At 61.7% G+C, this 24,933-nt stretch carries 11 protein-coding genes and 1 pseudogene; 3 read left to right on the top strand and 9 right to left on the bottom strand.

Going from position 1 to position 24,933, the window contains the following annotated elements:
- Window positions 1-180: 180 nt before the first annotated feature.
- Window positions 181-423 (top strand): annotated as a pseudogene (locus tag LDO22_RS19240) (DeoR/GlpR transcriptional regulator); the annotation flags it as partial.
- Window positions 424-472: 49 nt separating this feature from the next.
- Window positions 473-802: a hypothetical protein gene (locus LDO22_RS19235; protein WP_346347076.1), complete on the top strand. Its 330-nt coding sequence runs from the start codon at window positions 473-475 to the stop codon at window positions 800-802.
- A gap of 159 nt (window positions 803-961) precedes the next feature.
- On the opposite strand, the gene LDO22_RS19230 is transcribed toward LDO22_RS19235, so the two are convergent.
- From LDO22_RS19230 to LDO22_RS19195, 8 genes are all read right to left on the bottom strand, one after another.
- Window positions 962-2,119: a hypothetical protein gene (locus LDO22_RS19230; protein ID WP_224025311.1), complete on the bottom strand. Its 1,158-nt coding sequence runs from the start codon at window positions 2,117-2,119 to the stop codon at window positions 962-964.
- A 271-nt stretch (window positions 2,120-2,390) separates the two neighbouring features.
- Window positions 2,391-4,604 (bottom strand): 3'-5' exonuclease, encoded by a 2,214-nt coding sequence (locus LDO22_RS19225; RefSeq protein WP_224025310.1) that lies wholly within the window; start codon window positions 4,602-4,604, stop codon window positions 2,391-2,393.
- Complete coding sequence (locus tag LDO22_RS19220; protein WP_224025309.1) at window positions 4,604-10,966, bottom strand: DEAD/DEAH box helicase; 6,363 nt, start codon at window positions 10,964-10,966, stop codon at window positions 4,604-4,606. Before LDO22_RS19220 ends, LDO22_RS19225 begins: the two co-directional genes overlap by 1 nt.
- Window positions 10,966-15,549: a DNA methyltransferase gene (locus tag LDO22_RS19215; RefSeq protein ID WP_224025308.1), complete on the bottom strand. Its 4,584-nt coding sequence runs from the start codon at window positions 15,547-15,549 to the stop codon at window positions 10,966-10,968. The genes LDO22_RS19220 and LDO22_RS19215 overlap by 1 nt, the downstream gene beginning before the upstream one ends.
- Window position 15,550: 1 nt before the next feature.
- Entirely contained in the window at window positions 15,551-18,472 is a 2,922-nt protein-coding gene (locus LDO22_RS19210; RefSeq protein WP_224025307.1) for a helicase-related protein, read from the bottom strand.
- A 133-nt stretch (window positions 18,473-18,605) separates the two neighbouring features.
- Window positions 18,606-21,761, bottom strand: coding sequence for a DEAD/DEAH box helicase (locus LDO22_RS19205; RefSeq protein WP_224025306.1), 3,156 nt, complete (start codon window positions 21,759-21,761; stop codon window positions 18,606-18,608).
- A 103-nt stretch (window positions 21,762-21,864) separates the two neighbouring features.
- Complete coding sequence (locus LDO22_RS19200) at window positions 21,865-22,515, bottom strand: hypothetical protein (RefSeq protein ID WP_224025305.1); 651 nt, start codon at window positions 22,513-22,515, stop codon at window positions 21,865-21,867.
- Between the two features lie 229 nt (window positions 22,516-22,744).
- On the bottom strand, window positions 22,745-23,446 hold the full coding sequence (locus LDO22_RS19195; RefSeq protein WP_224025304.1) for a hypothetical protein: 702 nt from the start codon (window positions 23,444-23,446) through the stop codon (window positions 22,745-22,747).
- A gap of 339 nt (window positions 23,447-23,785) precedes the next feature.
- Here LDO22_RS19195 and LDO22_RS19190 point away from each other — a divergent pair, with 339 nt between their 5' ends.
- Window positions 23,786-23,935, top strand: coding sequence for a hypothetical protein (locus LDO22_RS19190; protein WP_224025303.1), 150 nt, complete (start codon window positions 23,786-23,788; stop codon window positions 23,933-23,935).
- Between the two features lie 198 nt (window positions 23,936-24,133).
- On the opposite strand, the gene LDO22_RS19185 is transcribed toward LDO22_RS19190, so the two are convergent.
- Window positions 24,134-24,913, bottom strand: a complete 780-nt coding sequence (locus LDO22_RS19185; RefSeq protein ID WP_224025302.1) for a carbon-nitrogen hydrolase family protein — start codon at window positions 24,911-24,913, stop codon at window positions 24,134-24,136.
- Between the last annotated feature and the right edge of the window lie 20 nt (window positions 24,914-24,933).

Below are 24,933 nucleotides of genomic sequence, written 5' to 3'. Positions count from 1 at the left end.
CGCGCCGGTCAACACCTACAGATGCAGCATCACCTTCACCGCCGCGTGAAAGGCGCCGACGCCGACGTTGTTAGCTTGACGCGTCCGCCTGGCACGATTCAGGGCTAAGGGCCGGGAAGGAGATCGGGAATGCTCAGCGCAAACGTGGCGTGAGGAAATGTACCACCTTGCCGTGACCACGAGGACGGCATCTACGAGGCCGACCAGGCCCAGACCCGGCTCAAGGAGCTCATGGCCCGACGCGGGCGGTCGGTTTATGTCCTGGCGGATTCGTCCAAGCTGGGGCTGCCGCCCTTCCACGCATGGGCGCGGCTGGCGTTGCCGTGGACACTGGTGACGGACCACGGCGCCGACCCCGCCCAAGTGCAGAAGTTCCGGGACGCGGGAGTTGAGGTTGAGGTGGCCGCCGTCAGCGGTGATTAAGCCTGTCGAAACCCTGCCTAAGCTACTTTTTACAGCGAAGTAGCCCTGAATGAAATGGAGTCTCCGATGCACGCTGTCCTCGAATACACCTACGCCCGACGACTACCTCGAGTCCCGCGAGCAGTACCGCTCAGACCAACTCCGCGCGGGATGGGAAGCAGTCGAAGGCGGCGAGCTCCTGCTCGGAGGTGCAATCGGTGAAGGATCCTTCAAAGGGTTGGTGATCTTAACCGGCGAGAACCCACTTGAGGCGGCCCAAGCGTTCGCATCCGCGGACTTCTACGTCATCAACGGCGTCGTGACGTCGTGGACCGCCAATCCATGGACCAGCGTGCTCGGAAATGAAGCGGCACTCCCGTTCGCCCCTAGAACGTATTAAGCGCACTCACCCGAGAACTCTAAAATCGGGTCGAGCAGCGTCACAAGCGCGTTGCGCATGAAGTTGCCCCGCTACCTGGTGTTACGCAGGACGCCGGCAGTGGCGATGGTTCCTGCACGGTGGGATACGGCCGATTTCTGCTCAATGGGTGCCCTGGCCTTACTGGGCAATTGGACCACTTCCCCAAAGCTCTGCCGCTAAGTCTTCTACTCTGTAGGCGGTGAGAGATGGGGGCTTTTCGCGGCTGAAAGACAGCTTCGTTCGCATGGGGGCCAAATCTTGTAGGACGCGTTCTTTGTCATGGAACTGGCACTCATCAAAATCGAAGGAGCCGCAGTCAGGGAGGCCGGTGAGTACCTTCGCGCTCGGCAGAAAGGTGCAGTCATGGAATAACACGCCAGAATCACTGGTTCCAATTCCGTTGAACGTAATTCCTGTACCACTGAACTCACACTCAACAAACGTAATGCTCCATGCTAATTTCTCGGCCCCTAAGCAGACGGAAAGGTCCAGTTCGCCTCCGGAAAAAGTGCAGCCTACAAATTTCAACTCCCCGAGTATTTGCGTCTTTGCAAAAGAAATTTTTCCATCGCGAAATTCACAGTCATTGAACGTTAGGGATGAGATAGTAGATTCACCGAAGTGGAGACTCCCAAAGTCGAAAGTCCGATGCGACAACGATCTAGGAAGATCGATATCTGCGAAATTCTTCCTCCTTAGGTCCACGTCCGCCCCGGTCCAACGTTGGCCAAATGTATTATTACTGTAAGCGCGCTGAAATATGCTTTTCCAGATTGCTTTCGTCAAGCCGCCAGCTGTAAGTGGATTCTCGACGCTAAGGGCCTGACGCGTGTCGGCGTCACGGTCGGAGGGGAAGGATGAGGTAAGGACGTCGATGCTCATCTGTCTTTCCCTTGTACGCGCAGGGACTTCCCACTCGTCGGCTAAAAAGGCCATGGCATAGACGCCAGCGACCTGGACAGCAACTGCAGTACTGCCCATCTGCTCGGCAGCATCTTTATACCTTGTACGCAAAGCCGTCAGTTCGGCAGATCGTTGCTGCTCGACTTGGAGCCGGACTAGATTTAGCGTTTCACCGTAATTTTTCTCCGCCGTAGCTTGTGCGTCCTCCGTCGTGCGCTGTCGTCTCACAGACAAGAACAGGGTTACTCCGAATCCAAGCCCTGCCGTTGCCGCCAGGGCCGACTGAATAACCTTACTTAAGTCGTCCGCCGACATCTTTTGTTGAAGGTTCCAAGGAAAAGGATCGCTTCGAAGGGAGAAGCTAAATAGAGATGCGAACAGCAGAAACACCAATACGGTGATTGTAACGCAGAGTATTATCAAGCCCCATTTGAGGTTTCTGCTCTTGGTGCTACTGTTCCCCATTTTTCTTACCATCGGCTTGATGGTATCAGCTCGGGCATGGAAATATTTGCTTTACTTTCCCGGTATCGCTACGAATCAAGCTAATAACAAGGTGGCCACTACCTTTGGCCAGCTGAGCTTGGCTAGTGGATGCCAGGAGTTCCCCCATACGATCCGCAGTCAGAGGACGCCATCGCCTACGCTTGCGGTGCTGTGCCAATTAGATACCCAATAGCTCTGACGGTCTACCGCTCCACGAGACCACTAGTTCATCCCGCGCCCGCGTCGCAGCAACATATAGCAATGATCGCTCCTGCAAAAGGGCGTCAGACTTCTCGGCGTCGCCGAGGTCTTTGAGCGCCCACTGCAAAGGCATGTTCGCCTCCCCCACGCCGAAAAGGATGATTTTGGAGAACTCCATTCCCTTTGCCCGGTGCATGGTCATCACAACGGGCTCGCCGGGATGTACCTCTTTATCACCGGAGACTTTTTGGGCAGAGACTCCGCGCTCCAGCAGGCCGCTGACGACGAAGTCCACCTGCTTGCCCGAGCGCACAAGTACGCCGATGGTTTCCGGCGCGAATTCTGGATCGGCTGTCCACGCCTTGACCCAATCAGCGGCGTTATCGAGCTCCTTGGAGAGCGACTCCTTACCCTCGAGCTGGGGGTGCGGCCCGCTTCTAGCGGACCGGTAGTCTGAGGATTCCTCTGCGGTGTCCTCAATGTCAGTGAACGGAATTCCGGAGAGGAGCCCGACGGCGAAAGCGAGGTTCTGGGCCGTCGTCCGGTAGTTGAGCGTCAGACGCCGTGAGCGCCCAACGATCTGGATGCCGAACCGGCTGAGGGGCACCTTCTGCCCATAGATCCGCTGGTGGGAGTCCTCCGCTATGAACAAGTCGTTCGCACCAGGAGCCACTAGTGCACGTAGCAAGAGCCAGTGGCCGGCGTGAAAATCTTGAGCCTCATCGACAATGACGTGGTTGAAGGGTCGGTCCCCTCCCCCAGCGGCCCGCTGATCGAGGACGGCAGCGGCCAGTGCTGCGAGTTCGGGGTAGCTCACGGCTCCCTTGCTCCGGCAGATCCGCCGATAAGCCTCAATGACCTTCCAAACCTCGATCCGTTTCATTCGGTTCAAGGCCGTGCCGCGACCTCCTCGCGGCACGGTCAGGTACCCGTCCCTGTCAGTCATTGAATTCGCAAGGACGATGGACAGGTACTCCTGCCCGAGGAATGTGGGGTTCGCCAGAGCGGGCTCGAGCTTGTGCTCCACTTGCTCGAGGGCCTCGGCCCATTCCTTGTCATTCGATCTGCTCGTCGCCGCGGCATCGGGAGTACCCAGCACAGCACCAAAAGCGCCAGTTTGTTCTTCAGGTGTCGCCTTTGACCAGACCTGGGCGGCAACAGAGTCAATGCCGGCTACAGTCACCGGGGCTTCAGCGAGCTTGTCGCTCTGTTTCAGCCCCGGATCCAGACGCCCCACGTTTTGAGCCAGGCTCTCGGCCAGCGTCTTAGTGAAGGTAGTCAGCAGGATGCGCGAGTTTGGGTACTGGTCTGCCAAGTGTTTGGCGCGATGGATCGCCACCACAGTCTTGCCCGTACCCGCCCCGCCGGAAAGCCGAAAGGCTCCGTTGCGGTCCTTGACCGCATACTGGGCTTGGGCCGGGTGCAGGAACACGAGCCAGTCCTGAAAGCTCTCGTTGTTGATGACGTACTCGAGGTCTTCGGACCCCTCTGCGTACGTGAACTCGAGCTTCGAGGCAGGGTGCTTGAGTGCTTCGGCAAGCTTCTCATCCTCGGACTTCGTTGGATCATCGACGTAGTCGCCAATCCCCAGGCCTTCTTTGACTTCCTGGAGGGACTTTCCTGCCTCAAGGTCAATGAGGGCAAGGCCCTGCCATTCGGGGACTGCTTCGTCAGTGACCACCAGTTCGAACGCTTCCACAGAAGCTGCACTGATCGCAGCTGCACCTGTCCGTTCAGGGATGCCCAGCTCCTCGAGGAGGTACGACGGCGTGTAGCCGGCTTTTTGGAGCCCGTTCTCATATGTGGGACCCGTGGCTGTAGGGGGAACAACGGCGGTGGGCTGAGAGGGCGCTGATCCCTCAGCCGGTGCACTGATGAGTTCCGCAATACCACTGACAGGGTTGACGGTGAGGATGCTTGTCTGCGCCTTCTTGATCGCCTCATCGTGGTTGAAGGTGCCCGCATAGACGTAGTGCGGTTCAGTCCCAGCATTCAGCTTGAAAAGCACCGCCCGGAACTGCTGGTCGACGCGGCCTGTGCGCGCCCGGGAGTCCTTGTAGGTCTTCATCGGCTCAATGTGGAGGCCGGGCGCAGTGTCGTCTTCCTGGAGCTTGTAGAGAAAGTCCAGGACCTTGCCTTTGAGGGATCCGTCGACCTTGTTGGCACCCTTCATCAGGGTTACCGATGCCATCAGTCGTTCTCCTTTAACTTAAATGCTTTCAAAACTTGTGCAGCGTCGCCGGCCACAAGTGTCCAACCTTCATACTCGCCCGCCGATTCGAAGACGACAGCTAGTTTGTGCTCCGGCCATGCAATGTCCAGTGGTGTCCCATCATCAAGCTCGTACCCGAGCTCCGGCAGCGGCAACTCGTCGACTTCGGCGAGCACTTCCAACAGTTTGCGCTCTGCAGGCGTCGCCATGTCGATGACGTCCTGCCATTCCGGCCGGAGGTGCTTACCCAGTGCTCCCTGTTCCACAATGACCGGGACCGAGGGCAAGGCCAGAGTGACCGCGCCGATGGCCGTGGCTGTCCGCCTGAATCCGAGCAGGTTGCTTAGACGCAGCCATTCCCGCCACACGTTTTTGTATCCCGGCTGCGCCACTGCTTCGTCCCGTCCATCAAGGACGAGCACGACGTCGGCGCTCACCATGAGTGGCGACGTCAGGTTAGCAGCGCACCGGAGAGGGCCTTCCGCATACATCCAAGCGCGCCCAATACCCAAATCCGGCGCCGCTTCCGGCTTATCCAAAGTGGCCTGCACAAAGTTTGGAAGATCCACAACGGATCCATCGAACCTGGTGCACTTGGCCAGCATGAGCAGAGGGATGGCATCGGACAGGTCCGCCCATGCGTCGCTGTTTGGTTCCCGGATCCACTGCCACAGTTGGCTCATGGCGTCGGACTTGACGGCGGCAAGCAGCGCGGGCTGAAGGGGTACAGTCCCCTTTTGTACGATGGTGGCCGCCTTGTCAGTGAACCACGGGGGCACCGACTGCCCGTCGCCGGAGAAGGCATCGATGTCCTCCCATGTGATGGCCCACGGAATTACACCAGCGGCCCGAAGAGCCTCCCGCTTGGCCGCATCGTCGGCCACGCGGTTGTGCCCAGGGGCCGCGTGAAACACGTAGCCGTCGGTGTAGATCGCGATCTTCGGAATGTTCGGGTCCGCCGTTGAAAGGACGAAGTCAGGGCGGGTGCCGTGAATGTCGACCTGGGGTTCGAGCCGCCAGATGTGTTTGGCGCCCGGTAAGCGGAACTCCACCTTGTCGGCGCGAACACCGGGGGTGACCTTAACGTTGGCTCCGACGGCGGAAAGCCTGTCCACGAGTGCCTTGCGGAACTTGACCTCGAGGTGTGATTCTAGGGCCGGCGCTGGCGGCGTCACCTTCGTGACGGTCCAGCCCTCGAAGGTGGGCTCACCGTCGTCGGGAACTTCGTCTTGCCCGGCCAGGATGCTGCGCAGGAGACGCTCCGCGGTCACGCGGGCCACCTTATCCACGTTCCAGGGGGACGCGAAGGGAAGGAGGCAGCGATGGCAGGCGAGGCGCTCCTCGGCACGGCAAGCGCAGTTCCGCACCACATCCCATGCGGCCCGCAGGAGGTTCCATACCTTCTCAGGTTTGGCGAATTCGGCGAGGTAGCCGGTGCCGCCGGGAACTTTGTCGTGCAGGAGCAGAGAGACGGCGGTGCCACCGTCGGCAGGCTCGTTAATCGGCACTGCGGCGATGTGGTCCGGAGAGCCACCGATCACTTCGCGGAGGCCGAGGAGTAACGCAGCGGTCAGGCTGGGGAGGGCAAAATCATCCCCCAAGACGCGGCCGGCCGGGAGGCGAAGGGCAACCCCCTGCGTCGCGAGAACACGTGCGAGTGCCACCTCGGCGACGTGCTCGTCACCGGACTTCCGGTACTTGCACCAGAAGCGGTGCTCATCAGGGTTGTTCGCACGCCCGGCTGAGTCCAGCTTGCCGCAGTACGAGCAGACACGGAACAGCGGCGCCTTGGACTCGTTGCCGGCGATGATCCGCGGCGCGGCATTGGCAGAGGCTCGCCCCAGGTTGAGCCACCTGAGCTGTACCCGGTTCGCGTACTTGGCGCCGAACTCGAAATCATCGAGGAACCATTCCTCGGTGACATGCTCAGGATCGATATCCGCTGCGAGAACGGTGTTAAAGCGTTCTTTGACGCGCTGGTCGCTGCGATCGCCGATGGCCACCTCGTCGCGGCGCACCTCTGCTGAGACGTTTTTCATGACCACAACGTCGAATTGCTGGCTTACGTCGGCGATACCGCCGAGATGGCACCGGCCACACGACTTAACCGGACCTGCGGCGTCCACGTCAGTGTGTATCCACCCGCACTCCGGGCATGCCTGCCAGCGCTGGATGTGGCTCTGCTGTGGGCCGAGGTCCACGGCGTCGATCTTTACCTCGAGGCCACGCGAGTAGAACGTGGCACCCGGGGCAAGCTCGTTGATCGCGATGGCAGCGCCGCGCTGCAGCGAGATCGTCTCGGTGATGTAGTCCTGGGTTTCGACTTCCTGCCAGGTCACACCGATGTCGAGATTCACCGAGTCGTCGAGGAGCGTGTAGTTCGGCAGCAGGCCGTACTTCTCGAGCACGGAGATCCAATATTCGTCGCGTAGGGCGAAGAGCTGTCCCCGCAGCATGCGCTGTGTGGCCTCGGCGGATTTGGGGGCACGCTTGTCCTCGTCCGTGGCGGCGTTGGACTCAGCCATGGCCCTAAGCTCGGGCATCTGTTTCTCGATATCGTCGATGCGGGCCTTGAGTTCGTCGCAGTCGTCGGCCCACAGCCTGGCGGCCCGGACCACGTGCTCGGCGAGCTCGCTCGAACCGTCAGCACGCGGGGCAGCCCATTCCCGGAGCGTAGCGGCGCTGGCGGGAGCGAGAAGGTCCCCGAACTGGCCGAGGAACTCGCTGATATATTCCTCCGCTTTGGAGTGCGCTGTCTCGATCAGATCGGCAAGGAATGTCCCCGGTCCGTCCCCTGCGAGTGCGCCGGCGGCCTTGCGCGGGTGAGGACGGCCGGCGTCGCGCGCGAACCTGTCCACCAGGTGGGCGAGGTACTGCCTTTGCAGGATCTCCTCGGCGTCGAGAAAGGTGGCAGGCGGACGGACCTGCCCGTTGATCACAGACAAGGGGTCGTGAAGCTTGGGCAGGTGCTCTCCACGTCCGCGCGCGTAGGCGAGGACGAGTGAGTTTCCAGTGAGGCGGCCTGCGCGCCCCACTCGCTGCAGGTAGGAAGAAACGGACGTGGGCAGGGAGGCCAGTATGACGCAGGAGAGGTCACCGATGTCGATGCCCATCTCCAGAGTGGGTGTCGCGACCAGTACGTTGGGCGCCTGCGGCGTCTGTACTGAGGCTTTGAACTCATTCTCAGCGCGCACCCGCTCCTCATCAGGCAGCAGTGAAGTGTGCTCCTTGGCGACGACGCGCTTCGGCTCCCGCGCTCCGTACAGCTTGAGATAGAAGTTCTCCTCCTCAGGCTGGCGCGCGAGCCGGCCGGGGCACCGAACATACAGACAGTGCGCACCGTCGAGCTGGTCCACCACGGTAGTGGAGCCTGGTGTAACCGCGCGGCACACAGAGCACGCGAGGAAGTGGCCGCCCGCGCCGAGGCCCTCGCCGGTGGGTGCCTGCAGGAGGATCCGGTCGGTGGGAAGCGCAAAGATCGTGGCGCCGTCCTTGGCCTGCACGGTCTCGAGCACGCCTTGGCCGGCGAGCTGCCCGAACAGAGCCTTGGCCACAAAGGTGGCGTCCGCCTTCGGGATGTTGAGGCACAGCGCGGTCCATCGCGTGTACCAGCTTTGGGCCTGGGCTATTGGGTCCATGTAGCCGGAGTCGCCGCCGCCGAGCCGCGGGAAGGCTGGCTTGGATCGCCCGGAAGGGAAGGCGGGCATACCCTCGCTGCGGCGCCGGCCGCCCCACACTTTCCAGCGCTGGGCCTTCTCCCCCGCCTCAATCATGTAGTCGTTAAGCCACTGGTGGCGGATGCCGCCTTGGGTGCGGACGCGTTCGACGACGCCGCGCACCCACGCGAGCAGCGCGCCGTCGTCTGTGAGCTGGTCCTCGAGACCGAAGGTGCCGGGCACCGCCTCGAGCGCAGTGCGGGCGGCTGCGAGCATCGCGGGGGGTGACCCGGCGTCAGTTTCGGCCACAATGCTGCCGGTGAGCTCGAGGGTGCGGCCGAGGCGGGACTGGAGGCCGAACTCGAGGGAGGCGTCGAAAAGGACGCGCTTCTCCGCGTTGCGTGTCGCGTTGCGCTTTTCCTGGGCGTTGGCCTCCGGGTCCCAGTAGGCGCGAAACTGAGGCCTGTCGGCGTAGTCGGGGGCGATGAGCTGGTACTTGCGGACGGGGGTGGTGGCGTCCGCAATTGCCCTGTCGACCAGCTGCTTGAGGGTGACGGCTCCCCCGTCGGGTGCAGCAGCCTCGAGCGCGTTGCGGAAGGCGGCTCGCAGAGTGAGGATGTGCGACCGGGCTTGAACGAAGCCGGCACGGTGGGCGGCGTCCTGGACGCTGTCGGTGAAGACGAGAGCCTTCTTCTCCCCCGGGTCGAGGCCATCAGCGCCGAAGAGGTTTGAGATGCTCACGGAGAGCATGGTGGCGATGGCGCTGCCCAGGAAGCGGATGCCGTCCCCGGTTTGGCAGGCCGGGCAGACCTCGCGCTTGGAGTCGTCGTCCGCGTGCTGGCCACGGAGCATGAGGACCGGGACGATGTGGCCCTCGTGGGCCTCCGCGGTGTCCTCGGCGGGCGGCTCGTGCAGGATGCTGCGGTTGACCGTATCGAGCCAGACGAGGCTGTCGGCGATCTCGCCCTTTTCGGCGCGGAGGGCGTCCTCGTTGGGCGCGTGGATTAGCGCGCGGAAGCGCGGGTTGCCGGTGGCCTGCTCGCGACGGATCTTCGAGTCGTCGTTCTCAAGGTCCGTGCCCGTCGGGCCAAGGACGGCGCCCCATCCTGAGCGGCCGCAGTGGCGGCAGAAGACTGCAGGGAGGTAGAGGGTCCGGTCGGTGTGGGGGCCGTCGTCGCCCCAGCGGTAATGGTGCTCATTGTCCACCGACTTGTCGAGGCGGGACAGCTCACGGACCCAGAGGTGCGTCTCAACGGAGATGGCGTTGCGGTTGGGTTCGGGGACCGCGCGGGTGTGACTGAGGAGGGCGAGGAAGTGGGCCATGAACTCGGTGTGCCGCTCGGCCAGAGTGACGCGGCGGCGGGGCCCGCCTGAGGTGTTGAACTCGCCGAAGACGCTTTCGGCCAGGTCGGAGAGGACGACGCCGTCGCTGGCCTCATGGAGCACTGCGCGGGTGAGTGGATGCTTGCGGATGGCGCCGAGGAGGTCCGCCGGCTGTTCGCCGAAGAGGAGCTGGGAGACATGCTCAATGATGACGGCGTTAGTGTCTTCGGCTCCTGCGCCGAGGACCGCCTCGATGGCCTTGCCGGTGTCCTCGATACCTTCGGCAACGCGGGCCAGCTCAGCGGCAGGATCACCGGCCCAGGCCTCGCACCAAGCATCGATGCTGAGGCGGGATTCGGTAACGACCGCGTCGTCAGGGAAGGTTTCTCCGAAGACAGTCTGGGCGAAGCGGAGCATCGGCTCGGATTCACCCTTGGCGCCGAGCGTGGCGGACGTAGCGACGGGAGTGATGCGGCCGAGCGGGCGTGCCCGGTCCTCCTCGCTTGGTCCGTGAGGGATAGTGCTGAGGTCCTCCGGCCAGTAGCTCTTCAGGGTGAGGCCGAGGCGGCGCAGCAGCATGGCGACGTCGGTGCCCTGGGCGCCGTCGTAGGTGTGGAACTCATCGAGGACCACGTACTGCAAGGAGGTGGCGGACTGCTCCCAGATCGATGCGTCCTCGCTGCGGAGCAGGAGCATGTCCAGCATTTTGTAGTTGGTCAGGAGGATGTCCGGGGCCTCGCTGCGGAAGATCTCGCGGGTATTGATGAGCCCTGCCGCTGAGACTTTCGTGTGCTTCTGGCCATCCTTTTGGCCTGTGTAGATGCCTGCGGTGATGCCCCCGAGTTCGGGGTTCTCGGTGAGCAGGCCGGCGAGACGCTGGGCCTGGTCGTTGGCCAGGGCGTTCATCGGGTAAAGGATGAGCGCCTTGATGCCAGTTATGCCCGCGGTCTTGGCCCGAAGTACGTGGTCGATGATCGGGTACAGGAACGACTCCGTCTTGCCCGAACCCGTGCCGGTAGTGACCAGCGTCGGTTCCGGGCGGCGGAATGCGCCGCTGAGGGCGGTTGTGGCTGAGGTTGTCCGAACCTTCGACGTCAGTCTTTGAAAGGCAAGAGCCTGATGGCCGTAGGGCGCGAATCTCTTGTACCAGTCGAGGCTCTGGCGCCATCCATCGGCCGCTGGCTCGAACGGAAGCCTCAGCCGCACGAAGGGACCTTTAAAGATTCCATCCTGCGAATCCTCCAGGAACCCTTGCAGACCGTTGCGCGCGTCCCGGTCGGTTAGAGCGAACGTTGTGGACAGGTAGTCGATCAGCCCAACCTGAAGTTCCTCGACCTGATGCGTTGGCAGGAGGACTGCCATCAGCCCTTCTCCGCCAGAAGCTTCTCGAAGTGGGAGTAGGCCTTGCGCATGTCCTCTTCACGGTCGTACGAGGCGAATGGGAACTCGAAGACATACTGGACCTGGCTTTGCGGATGGGTCCAAGTTCGTTCCTCCAGCGACAGGTCCTCCCCTCTTTGAGAGAAAAGTCTGCTCATCTCGAAGGGAACTCTTCGACCATTTGCATCGAAAGTTTGGCTGGCATCGGCGGCACGCATGACCGAGAACTGAGTGCGGTAGATGGCACACAGCTCTTCAGCTGTAAGTCCAAACCCAATCGCAACTAGGGCATCGATCTCAATCTCTGCGCGGCGCCGTTCAACTGAACGAGTAAGCCGGACGACCTCGCCGTCGTCAACAGCATGCTCAACGAATTTTAGATAGTCGGAGGTCAAACCCACCAAACCAGCGGCACGAATTCCAATCAAGTCTCGAATCACAGGATTAAGAATAATGGGAATTCTTTCAATCGAATTTGCTGAAATTTCCGAACCCGTTGAAACCTTCACCATGAAGTCGACTACCACGGAGGACAGTACACCCAACACTCCTGCGAGCAAGCGCTCCGAGCCGTCAGCAGGGCTCCCGGCCGACCGAACAGCATGAACGTGTGCCGCTCCTGGCGGTATCAGAGAAACATGAAGCGTTCGAAGCCCTACTGGAGCCGCCATCGACCGCCAACAGATTCTGTAATAATTTCTGGCAGAAACTGGTTCGCCATCAGATGCCACCCAGTGATCATAATCCCGAGAATAGTTGGCTAAGTCTGCCGAGCGCCTATAGCTGCACCGCGGAATGAAATCGGTAGGAAGAGCCTCTAAATCCACCTCAGTCCAGTCTTGAATTGACCGCATCGTTGGGTTCGGTTGCTTGAAGAATGGTTTGGCCACCGTGAAGTGCGGCCCTTGAAGGATGACCTCATCCCAAGACTCAGGAAGGATGGACCCTACTTCGAAGTAGCCCTTCTTCCTGTCGATAGACTCGTCCCAACCACGGGAGTACTGAAGTCCAAGCTCTCGGACACGTGGCGCCCTGCTGAGCTTCTCAAGAACGCGTGAGCTTGCACGGTTCACTGGGTAGACCATTCGCGCCTGAATCGGCGGCGTGCCGGGTTCATCCAGAATATCCGCCCAGACGGTGAGAACCGAGGTGTTGACTTCGATGATTCGGCCTGAGTGCGGCCGCAGATCCCATCCATCCTCGTCGTCTTTTAGCCCCGGAACCGCACCACTGCCGTCGTGAACCAAAGAACGACTAACTGTCTCTGGGTGATACAAAGAGGCTGCCATAATGAACACCGGCTCATCCTCAGGTTTACCGTAGACATGCACGCCATAGGTACGTGTATGACCGATCTCGAATAGTTGCAGCTCGTTAATGAACTGCCAGTGCCTCCTAAGTCGTCGGTAGGCCGCAGCCCGGAGATGCCGAGCCTTGTCTTCCTTAAAGTGCGACTCGGGATGGACAAGAGCAACGACGCCGCCGCTCGAGGAAGAAGTCCAGGATCGAACCATGAAGGCACGATAGAGGTCAGGTTGTAGGCCACGAAGGACGGAATACGTGGCAGCGTCACCGATGAAGTCCGCGGTTTGGGAGACACTGGTGGTCCCGTCCACGAATAGATCTAGCATCCCATCCAGGGCCAACGTTGCCTGACGCTTCTCACGCACCTGCGCCTGGGTGGGCTTCTCGGCGAGCTGCCACCATGGATCGCCCTCTGCAAGGAGGGCAGCCTCATCAGAACGCGGCCTGACCCATGGCGGATTTCCCACCTGCAGATCAAATCCTCCACGTCCGAAGACGGATGCGAAGTCCAGCTCCCAGTGGAAGAAGCCTTGGTCTCGGGCCAGGCGGTCGCACACAGACAACCACTGATGCTCTGAGAGCAGATCCTCCACGTCCCTCGCCAATGCGAGCTGGAGATCTGCGTGCTCGGCGTCGTTTAGCTCGTCCCAGTTTGCCCCCGCACTGAGGGCGCGCTGGCCCGCCATACGGGATTCTTTACCGGTTCGTCCGAGCAGGGCTTCTAGAGCGTCGAGCCATTGGTCGAGGCTCGGCGGGACGGCTCCCTTGGTCGCTTGCTCAGTCAGCGGCCAGAACCAGAGTGCATTCCAGGCGTCCATCACGCGACGGAGGCGCTGGTAGGCACTGTTTGGGTCGTTGATTGCCTCTTCGATCTCGGCACGGGTAACCGCTCGCGTATTTTCGACAGGCTTAGGCGCCGCCGGTTTGCCAAAGTAATCGATCTCCCTGCGGGCTTCCTGATCTGCGATCTCAAAGCGGCGCAGCGTGAGCTTCCACAGCGATTCAACGCGTCGGGAAAGGTTGAGGAGGCGGTCGACCTGCTGTTTTGTGGGCTTCGCGCGCAGAGATTTGCGCCACACCCCGAGGGCCTTCTGCGCGTCGCCGGCGAGGTCCTTAACCTCCTTGGCGTCCGAGGCTGCGCCCCACCCCTGAGCGGGGAGGAGGAAGTGGTGGACCCGTCCGACCACGGCAGGATCGTCGTCGTCCGTCCCCAGTCCGGCAACCAACCCGCTAACGGGGGCGTCCTGCGGAGTCGAGGTGAGCCAGGACTTGTCCCTGACCTGACCCGCAGAGTATGTCGCGCGGCGAGCCCCAATAAGCGAGTTGCCGCGGCGAAGCCGGAGGCCAAACCACGGCGCCTGCAAACCTGCCACCATGGTGTCCAGCCACAGGGAGACCTCGGCGAGCTCGACCGCCGTTGCATTGAGGTCCACGCCGTGCACCTGGTGCAAGGCGATCTGCGCTTTCACCTTCTGCAGCTCGAGTGGGTACTCGTCGGCGGGGATGCGGACCTCGAGCTCCTTCTGCTTGCGCTCGAGGTACTGTGCAGCGAGCTGGCGTACGGCCTCGATGGCGAACGCTCCCGATCCAAGGGCGGGCTCGCAGATAGTGAGCGTGAGGATGTCGTCCGCGGCTGTGGTCGCACCGTCCTGGTCGAGCAGCTCTTCGAGCGCCTGGGAGACGACGAACTTGGTCAGCACCTCGGGTGTGTAGTACGAGGCCGACTGCTGGCGTTCGCGCCCCGCAAGCCGGAAGACGAAGGTGCCCTTCTGGTGCAGGACGGGCTTCGGTTGTCCGGTAATCTCGTCCTGCGTCATGACGAAATGCTTGGCATCAATTTCCGCAGAACGTGTCACCGGAACAACCCATGAGCCCTTGGACGAGTCGCCGTCCTTCGCGACCTCGTGAAGGTCCTCCTGCGCGATGAAGCCCGTGTAGGACATGAGGCCCTCGTACACAGCTCCGAGCTGGTTAACGCCGAGCTCGGCGTATGAGATGAAGCCGCGATCCTTGCCGCGGGCCTCCTTGCTCAGCAGGAGGTGCTCGAGGACTTTCTGGAGCGGGGCGTTGCCGAGCTTGACCCCATCGATGTCCGCAGTCCGGGACGGCGAAAAGAGATCAGCTTCGAGGTTCTCGAAGGTCAGCGCGTCGTCGGTCTCCGTTGGCCGGTGGCCCGTGTTCACCAGGGTGAAGAGGAGGTTCAGGGAGTCGTAGAGGTGGGTGCCGCGCTTGGCCTTCTCCGAAGTGATCGGGTTGAGGACGAGCTCGCGGATACGGTCCAGGCCGTAGCCCTGGTCGTACTGCTCGTCGCCAACGGGGATGACACCCATCTCCGGCGACGCCTCAGCGTAGAGGAGAAACAGGATCCGGTAGAGGAAGCGCAGTGACTGCCGCGCAAGCGACTGGCCATCGACGTCGTCGTTCGACATCCCGGCCGCGGTACGGCGGGTGAGGACGTCGTTGGCGATGATTTCGATGGACAGGCGGATGCCCTCGCGGAGGTCCTTCGAGACGCCGACGGTGTGCTTGACCGAGGACTCGATAACGCCGTTCCACCAGATCTGCTCGCTAGCGTCCGGGTGGAGCGAGTCGCGCCCGAAGACGGCGAGGAAGCGGTCCAGTTCGCCTCCGCGTTTGGTGTCGTTCCGTTCGACAGCGAGCAGGGCGTCAGCGGCGAGGTATCGGCCTTCGGGCCACCGCTCGCGCTCGGTCAGGATGAGCCAGCGGCCGGCCATGAGGACGATGAAATGCGGAGCCTCGTCGGTCTGGTAGAGCTCGGAGATGAGCTTGCTGGCCGTGTAGTTCGCTTCCTTGTCGTCCACGAGAGGCTTCTGGAGGAGTTCGCCGCGGTCCTTGGCGAGGGCGTCTTCGAGGGAGTCGGCGGGCTGGGCTTCAACGAAGAGGACGTCGTTGTTCGGGGTAGACCAGACGTTGTGGGCCAGGAGTTCGGCACCGCTTCGTTCGGCCTTGAACGTGGTGCTCGAGCCTTGGAAGCCGAGCGCTTGGCGCAGGTCCCGGTAGACGCGAGAGGCGGTGGCGGGTTCCTCGGCGAGGGTGCCGAGGTCGATCTGGAGTTGGCCGCGTGCCTTCCGGAGTCGGTCCATCGGGGACTCGTGACCCTCTTTGGCCGTGTCATCCCATTGCTTGCGGAGCTTGAGGACTTCGGACTGGAAGGACTCTCCGGCCTTGGTGGTGTCCGTGGTGAAGAAATGCTCGCTGACGAAGTCCTCGCCGACGACGAATGAATCGAACGAGGGCATCTCAGTGCTCTCCTTCCGCAGGGGTGTTGAGAGGCACCACGACGAGCAGCGGACGTACGAGACGGCGGTCCGGGGCAAGTGAGGAGACGATCTCCTGTTCCTGCTCCACGCGTGCTTTGTTCTCTTTGAGGCGCCTCGTACTCATGCCGGGGAGCTGTGCCTGTCCGTGAACTTCGCTCCACGCGTCCGCCCGGCCGTGCCATTCATCGAGCCGATGATCGGCGGCTTTGGCGGCGGCCTCGAACGTTATGTCGAGCGAGCCGGTGGTGTTTTTGACGGCCCGGGCGATGAAAGGCTGGAATGCGGCGGCGTCAGCGACGGGACCTGTGTTGATCGATTTGTCGGTGAGGCCGATCTCACGGACGTACTCGGCGAGGCTTCCGATCTGTTCCGGGATGCACAGCTCGCCGCCCTGGGTCGCGAAGAACGCCTGAGAGATGACCTGTCCCCGGCGGTTCATCAGTGTGCCCATGAGGAGAATGCTCGGCTCCTCGACGTCAGCGCGGACCACGGGAACCTCGTTGCCCGCCATCGATGCGAGGGCACGGTCGCTGGCCCATTCGAGGACAGGGTGCAGCGGACCGAGGAAGTGGGCCTCAGGCCACGTCGTGGCCTTCTCTCCCTTCGCGGGGACGGCCTTCTTGGCGGCGTCGAGCTCGTTCTGGCCCTTGTCCAGGGTTGTGGCCAGTTTGAGCTTTTCAGTGACCTTGCGGTCGGCGAGGTAGCCCTGCGGCAGGTGGGCGAGCCGCTGCTGGAGGTCGCGGGGCGGTTCGAGTTCGGCGACTTGGTGCTGGGCGTGGATCCTCCAGTTCACCCCTCCCCCGGCGCTGTTGGCGGGTGGCTCCTCGGGATTACCGAAGGCCTCGTGGAGGGCGTCGTCGAGATAGTCCAGCTCGCTGGAATAAAGCCCTCCGCCGGCGTCCGTCGGCACCCGGGGCGAGCCGCCGCCGTCGTCCGCGGTGAGCTGCTCGAAGAAGCTGTCGAAATCGTCGAAGGCACCGTCGTCGGTGTGGGCCGGGTCAAGGACGTCCTCGACGGTCCGCACGACCTGGTCCTCCGACTTCTTGCCTGCGAGGACGGCGAGGATAGCGTCTTCCTCGGCCTTAACGCTGTGCTCGCCCAGAAGAGAGCCGACATCGTTGAGGGCGCCATGGGCTTCGTGCTCGCGCTCCATGAGGCGGGTGATGATCTTAAGGTCTCCGGCAAACTTCTCGTGGTTCGGGTGCAGGAGGAGCGTCGTGATTTGGGGATTCTTCTTCTGGCCGTACCGATCGATACGGCCGTTGCGCTGCTCAATGCGAATAAGCGACCACGGGATGTCAAAGTGGATGAGGTGATGGCACTGGCTGTGCAGGTTCACGCCTTCGGAGGCGACGTCCCCCGTGACAAGCACGCGGATGGGTGAGGACTCCTGCTTGAAGCTTTCGACAATCTCCTGCTGTTCAACATCGCTGAGGCCACCGTGCAGGATGCGGACATTCTCCGGCTTGAGGCCGAGGTCCTTGGGCAGGTGGCGCTCAAGCCACATGAGCGTGGGGACCCGCTCGGCAAAGACGACTGCGCGCATGCCCGACTTGGGACCGATCCCGATTTCCTTCAGGTACTGCGCGAGCTCCTGGTACTTGGCTGAAGGCTTCTTGAGCGACTCCTCGGCGAAGACCCTGAGGTGTTCAAGAGCTTCGTGCTCCCGGTGCTCCGCTGGCAGCTTCGGGTCCGCGACCTTGCGGAGGCGCTCCTTGACCGTTTCGAGAAGCGCCGCAGGGCTTGAGAGGAAGGCTTTCGCGAGGGTCCAGGGAAAGAGGGAGCTGTTCGCGCCGGAGTAGGGGCTGGAACCGTCTTGGGGGTAGAGCCAAGTATCTGCGATTTCCTGGGCGACGGCGTTCTCGGCAGGGCTTGCCGTGATAAGACGGTTGTCTGGTTCGAGGCGCTCCATCCAGTTGGCGCCCACCTCAGCCGCTACTTCCGGGCTGTGGCGGTGACGGCGGATGATGAGGCGCTGAATGTCTTCGGCGTCAAAGGTGCCATCAGGGCGGATGGCAGTGGGGTCGAGGAGCCGGATTAACTCGGCGAAGGACTCCGCTTTGCCGTTGTGAGGGGTTGCGGACGCCAGGATGAGGGCCTCGGTGTTGGGGGCAAGGATCCTCGCGAGCTCGTTGTTGAGCGTTCCTGCGTTGGTGAGGTTATGGGATTCGTCGATGACGACGGCGTCCCAGCGGATCTTCTGCAAGTGCGCTTTATAGCGGGCTGACTTGAGAGTGTCGATCGAGATGATGGCGCGTTTGAAGTAGGTGAACGGATTGCGCGTCGCCGGGAGCGTCTGACGAACCTTCTGGATGCCGGCGGAGTCCAGTCGGACAAACGGGAGGGCGAAGCGGCACCAGAGCTCGTGCTGCATCTGTTCTAGGACGTGCCTTGGCGTGACGACCAAGACTCGCTCTGCCCTTCCGCGCCGGGCCAGTTCGCTCAGAATCATGCCGATTTCAAGGGTCTTGCCGAGGCCGACAGCGTCTGCGATGAGAATTCTGGGGCGGACGTTCTGGGGATCCAGAGCGCGGGCGACGGCGATGCGCTGGTACTCGAGCTTGTCAGCAAGCATGCGCGTGGAGACGGTGAGGCCTTCATGGTCCTGCGGGATGGGCGTCTTGCGGAGGGTGGACTCGAGCCACAGGCGGGCACGGCGGTAGTTGGGGCTGGCATCAGCCACAGGGATGGCTTCTGCCGGGTCGACGACTTCGATGTCATCCAGGCTCTTATAAAAGGCGGCTGTCGTGTCGCGGACCAGCTCGCTGAGTCCGCGGACCCTGATGAGGAGTCCGTCACCCGTTTGCTCCACGCCTGTAACGAGCCACTCCTCGTCTCGGACGTGGACGACTGAACCGGGTGCGACGTTGAGCTCGGTCTTCTCGGTAACTGGAGCTGACACTAATCCTTGCTTTCTTCTGTCCCCATAGCTGCCGGTTTGGCCTAGGCAGCAGTGACCCGAGGGTCAAGACACATCTAATCATCTATAAGTGCGAAGGGGACAAAGCAAGCCATGTCGCCCGCGGCCGGGAACGTTATCGTGCAACGGCGGCAGCTGAGGCAAAGACGTCCGCAGGCATTGGCCTGTGCAGCTTCCAAGTGATCGCGATCGGCTTCTCTCCCGAGTGCTGGACGTAGTCCACCTGGCCGAGGCACGTGTACGGAACCGTCAGCCCTGTCTCGTCGTCCGCTGTGTCCCTCGTGAAGATCAGAATTCTCGAATCCTGCGAAGCCCGGTCCAGGTAGCGCCGTCCCGTCGGGCTGCTTGGTGACGTCGCATTCTGCGACTCCCAGTGGAACAGCTCCGGGCTGATTGCGTAGTCCCTGTACATCGTCGTCGCCGAGTGTTTCTTGTCGTCCTTGTTCAGGGTGACAAAGAAAGCGTCGGTAGACGTCGCTGGACACCACGCAACGCCCTCGCGGTGCTGGACGTTCTTTCCCTGCTCCAGCGAGCCGTACTGCAGCGCCGCCAGGACCTCTTCGCGCCGGTAAGCGCCGTGCGACAGCAGAGGAATGTGCTGCAGTCCCGCGCCGAGACTCTTTGCCGCGTGCTTAGACGTCACCACTCCAAGCTTCACGACCTGGCGGATCTCGCGGCACACAAACTGGTAGCCGCGCAGGTGGTCCAGCCCGTCGTCGTACGTTGTGAAGCCTGCGCCGTCATCCCACAGGGTATAAAAAAGCATGCGCGCGAAAGCCTGCTCGCGCATGCCAAGCTCCGCATAGCGTGGCGCGTCGGGAGCAACCAGCATCGAATAGGCTGCGGCACGTTCCGGATCGTCCACGTGAATCAGCGCGGCCATGCGGCCCAGCAGCTTCTTTTCCTCCGCGTCCGACAGCTCCTCGAGTTTTCCCCGCAACACGGTCTCCAGAGGTGATAACCCCTCAATAAGTCCTGCCTGCCGGAGGTAGCCGGTCCACGAGTCCCTGGTGGAGCGGTAGATCGTCTTCACGTCGTTCCCGGACCGCGCGAGATAGGCTTCGAGCTCGGTCTCGGCGTACGAGGCGATGTCCCGGACCAGCTGTGCCCGGTTGAACCGCAGCTGTGCCTTGATGTTGTCCAGCACCACCTTCTGCGCCACCCGGTCCAGCACGATCTGCGAGCCGGACGGCAGGTACGGGAACTCGTCCTCGACAGCCTTCTCCAGCTCCTTACGGCCGTAGCCGGTCAACGCCCGGTAGCGCAGATCAAAGCGGAACTCCCGGCGCTGCTGGCCGATGAAGTCCAGGACCGTCAGCACCGCTTTGCCCTCCGCACGGCGCAGCCCGCGTCCCAGCTGCTGGAGGAAGACCGTGGCGCTCTGAGTGGGCCGGAGCAGCAGGATGGTGTCCACCTGCGGCAGGTCCAGTCCTTCGTTGAAGAGGTCGACGGCGAAGATGCAGTTGATCTCCCGCTTCCCCAGACGCCTGAGGGCTTTCTCGCGGTCAGCATTGTCCGTGGTGCCGTCGACGGCGACGGCCGCAACGCCGGCGCGGTTGAATACCTCGGCCATGTATCGGGCGTGCTGCACGGAGACGCAGAAACCGATGGCGCGCATCTGGTCCGTACTGGTGACCTTGTCCCGCAGTTCGCGGATCACCTTGGCGGCCCGCGCGTCGTTTCCGGTGTACAGGGCGCTCAGCTGGGTGGTGTCATAGTTGCCGCGTTTCCATTCCAACGGGCTCAGATCGACGTCATCCGAGACGCCGAAGTAGTGGAAGGGCACCAGCAGGTCAGCGTCTAGGGCGTCCCAAAGCCTTAGTTCGCCGGCTGTGCGGCCATCGAAGAACTGCTTGGCGACGTCGACGCCGTCGCCGCGTTCCGGTGTCGCCGTGAGCCCAAGGAGCTGCTGCGGCTGCAGGTGGTCAATCAGGCGGCGGTAGGTGGGCGCCATCGCGTGGTGGAACTCATCAATGACGACGACGTCGAAGAAATCCGGCTCCAGTTGCTCGATACCGAGGGAGGACAGTGACTGGACCGAGGCGAAGATATGCTTCCACTCTTGCGGCTTGTGGTCCCCCACGTAAAGTTCACCGAAGGCGCCGTCCTGCATGACGTCGCGGTAGGTGCGCATGGCTTGTTTCAGAATCTCCTGTCTGTGGGCGACGAAGAGCAGCTTTAGGTCTCTGCCGGCAGTTTCGCTTAGCCGTTTGTAGTCCAGCGCGGCGATAACTGTTTTGCCTGTGCCGGTGGCGGCGACCAGGAGGTTGTGATTGAAACCCTTGAGCCGCTCCGCTTCCAGCTCCTCCAGCATCTCCTCCTGGTGGAGGAACGGCTGCACTTCAAGGCCGGTGGCTGCATCCGGCGCCGCGGTGCGACGGCCGCCGTTCCGTTCCAGTGCTGCGTCCAGCTTTTCTCCGTCACGCTCCGGCTCGTAGCTCTGGAAGGCACGCTGCTCCCAGTAGCTGTCGAAGGTAACCTCGAACTTTTGCAGGAGGGCGGGCGTGGCTACGGAACTGAGCCGGACGTTCCATTCCAGTCCGTCCAGGAGCGCAGCTTGGCTCAGGTTGGAGCTGCCGACATATGCGGTGTCGAAGCCGGTGTTGCGACGGAACAGCCAGGCTTTGGCGTGGAGCCGGGTTGCCTGCGTTTCGTAGCTGATCTTCACCTCGGCCTCATACCTGTTGACGAGCTCGTCAACGGCGCGGCGTTCGGTGGCGCCCATGTAAGTGGTGGTGATCACTCGGAGCTTCGCGCCCCGCTCCTTGAGCTGCTCAAGCGCGGGCTGCAGGAGCCTCAGGCCGGTCCAGCGAACGAAGGCGCAAAGGAGATCGACGGTGTCAGCGGACTCCATCTCGGCCCGGAGCTCTGCCGCGAGGTTCGGGTCGTCTTTGCTGTTGGTGAGGAGTGCCGAATCGCTCAGCCTAGTGGTGGGGCGGCGAAGTTGGCGCCGCTTGAGTGCGTCCGGGCGGTGGAGCGAGTGGAGCACAGTGGGGCCCGGTGCGACCGTGTCCGTGACGTTTAGTTGCCGCAAGACCCTATTTACCAGCCCAACACGATCCTCAGGGCTTGCGTCTGAGACAGCTATTTCAACCGCACGTGCCACATGCCGCGCCAGAAAGGCTGGCACATTGTCTGCTTCAGTCGACGCGAACTGCGCCGTAATATCCGGCCTCTCTCGAAGCTTCTTGTCGAGTTCCTCCGTGCGGAGCAGCTCATAGAGCCCCTCTGGAAAGGATTCTGGTGCTTTACCCCCAATGAAGTTGATCACTGCGCTAGAGTACGGCAACCTAAGCGAGCTTGCGGTCAACGACGAGGAGAAGCTGCTGAACCCAGCCTGGATGTGAGAGGAGTGACTTCGGCCGGTAGCTAACTTACCGAAAGGCCTGCACAAATTCCGGGGCCAGACGACGTGTATGGCATGCCTCGCCTTTCAATGAGACAGTTTCACAAAACTCAATGCGCAAATCGTCCATATAGTTACCAAAGCCTGTTTCGTCTACGCCATCCCCATCAGCATCAATAACTTTACTTGGGGTTAACCCGGCAGCAATTTTCTTGTGGATATTCCACGCCTCATCAGAGCCATACACGGCGAGATTGTCGATCGCAGACTCGTAATCTGTTGCGGCAGCATCGCGCGCCAGAAGTAGGTCCTTAACTGCTGGGTCCGAGAGCGACATGGCTCTCCCTTGTGTAGAGTCAGGGTTCTGAATGCCCCTTGAACGTGAATAGGTAGCAAGGTTCATTTGGGCCGCACGGTAGCGTTTCGCGGAGTCAAGGTAGGAAGTGTAGACCGCCGGCGTTTTCTCCCGATGCTCTTTCTCCTTTTCTGCCTGAAGCTGTTGCTGAACCGTCTGCGTTGTCACAACCGCCCCGATGCCAGCAACAAGTAGAGCACTGGACGCACCGACAAGGGCGCTGATTAGGGCAATTAGCAAAGGATTGGACAAATTGCCAATCCATTGTTTCGTGGAGTTACCTTGTTGGGTTGCTTGGGGTACTTTTCCCTTTGTTTGCGGCACAGAACAACTCTGATACAAGTCCAGCAGACAAGCAAAATGCCATCGCCCTCCGGGAACTTGGAACAGTGTCCGATCCACGGGTATGCGTGTCCACCGAACTTGAAGTCAGTTCGTTCCACCTCTTCTCCGCTGTTTGCCCATTTCCCGAGGTGGGCAACCACCGGCGCGGGAGTCACTCGGACCATCTCAGGCTGGTCTGCTGATCCAAGAGATGTGTGGCGAATAGCATTTAACGCAGGTTTGATAGCGATTCGTCATCTTGGGAAGGCTCTACAGCAGCGGCTGCATTAGAAGCAGAGGTTGAGAGGCTCAGTGTTGTATCTTGTGGAGCCTGCTTCGACAGGTCGTAAACGCTGTAGATGAGCTTCCTCACCCGCATCCCTGTCTTGGCCTCGTGAAAGATGACAGTGACGATGCCCGGGGAAGCCGGCATACCCGAAATTCCGTACAGGGGATCAAATTGCACACCTTGGGGTAACTTTCCTGTTTCGTGTGAGGCAATCCAGTCGGGGCGGTCCGCTTCCTGTACTCTCCCTTCATTCGAAGAGGGCGTTAGAAGGTCAACGATGAAGCAATAGAGCAGACCGACCCCACCAAGCGTTGCAGCAAGCAAAGCGTCAGTGAAGTACTTCGTTCCTTGGAGACCAATCACCCATAGAAACAAGTAGCCAATTCCTCCGAGTAAGCAGAGCCATCGGAACCAGTGTCGGAAGCGCGCTGATCGCATACTGGCTGACGCGAGTTGACTTGTGTAAGCCAACGACGGGAAGAGCAGCAGGACGCCAAGGGCAGCATCAGGGTTGCCGGTAAAAATGAGTATCGCCGGGATGGTGAGTATCAGAAGGGCCATAAAAGCGAATAGCGTCAGCTGTTGGTACCGGCGTGGTCGCTTAACCCTCTGGCTGCGTTTGTTATTACTGATTCGATTCATGACACTTCCCCCTGGATCATACAATGCCGGAGCTATCCTCCGCGCATAAAACTATTATATGTTATCGACTGTCAAGAAATTCGCCTGTCAAAATTCTATATACATCCTCCATAAAGTTAAATTATGGGCGCGCCAGATGGCCAGCACTATCCACATGAGCAAGCCGAAGTCAATTTGGACTTTGTGTCAACCCCGATGAGCAACGAACCTGTCCCAGCATGAATGAACAGGTACCCCGTCCACCGGCCGCCGTTTGCCAGTGGGGGGAACCTCCCATCCGCACAATCCTGGCCGCCGCCGCGTCTGCATGGCAGGCCCAGCCGCAAGGGAGCCCAGAGAATGGAGCTGAAACACCGTCGCAACGCTGCCGGTTCCGCTGCCTCCGCGTTGAAGCTACTTGGCTGCCGCGGCGAAGCACCGATGTATCCGGGCGGCCTTCTGGACCCACTGGCGCTGAGCCTGACCGCCCTCAAGTCGGAAATTCACTGATCGGAGGACAGCTCGGTCATAGTCGGATACGACGACCAATCCTGGCCGCCAGGTGCATCGAAACAGCATCCGCCGCTTCCCGCAATCCCGAGCTCCTCTACGTCCCCGACGCCTGGCGGAGCTCTCCCAGACCCAAATCAAATTCCCTAGGTTCTGGATCAGTGTCCCTCAGGCTTGCTCTCGGCCGCCGAGTTGCCCCTACAACCGCCGCTGCCGGAACATAGGGAACGACTCCCGCACCCGGTCTACCGTGTCCAGCGATACCTCAACTGCGTGCACCCCCGGCAACAGCCCAAGGTCAGCCTCAACCACCCCCATCGGGTCCACCAGCACGCTCCGCCCGACAGACACCGGCGGCGCCTGGCATACCCCGGCCACGTAGACGCTGTTCTCGATGGCCCGTGCCGTGTTAAGCGCCAGCCACTGTTTCGTCTTGTGCTCGCCCGGCACCCACGACGAGCAGACCAACAAAACCTGCGCGCCGGCGTCGGCCAGTGACCTTGCCAGCTCGGGGAACCGCAGGTCGTAGCAGGTCATCAGCCCGAACCGCACTCCCCCATGCTCGAACACCACGGGCGCCGTGGACGGGCCGGGCTTGATGAACTCCGATTCCCCGAACCCCTGTGCGTCGAACAGGTGGATCTTCCGGTAGGAGGCCAGCCGGCCGCCGTCGGGCCTGAACGCCACCAGCGTGTTGTACGCCCGGCCCAGCTCGTCGGAGGTTTCCACCACGCCCGCCACCAGCGCGATGCGGTGGCGGCGGGCTATGGCGGCAAGCTCCCGGCAGACGGCCCCGTCCAGCGGCTCGGCCACCTGGGGGAACGTGGCGTCCACCTTCTTCTTCTCGTAGGTGGCATACTCCGGGAAGGCGACCAGCGCGGCGCCGTCGCGCGCTGCCTCGGCGGCGAACCTGTCGATCGCGGCGAGGTTGGCCTGGATGTCGGCGCCCGACTCCAGCTGCCCCAGCGCTATCCTCACGATGTTCCTTCCCTTGGCCC

It is taken from the genome of Arthrobacter sp. NicSoilC5 (assembly GCF_019977395.1).
In the GTDB taxonomy this organism is placed as follows: Bacteria; Actinomycetota; Actinomycetes; order Actinomycetales; family Micrococcaceae; genus Arthrobacter.
This window is presented reverse-complemented; position numbering and strand designations above follow the sequence as displayed.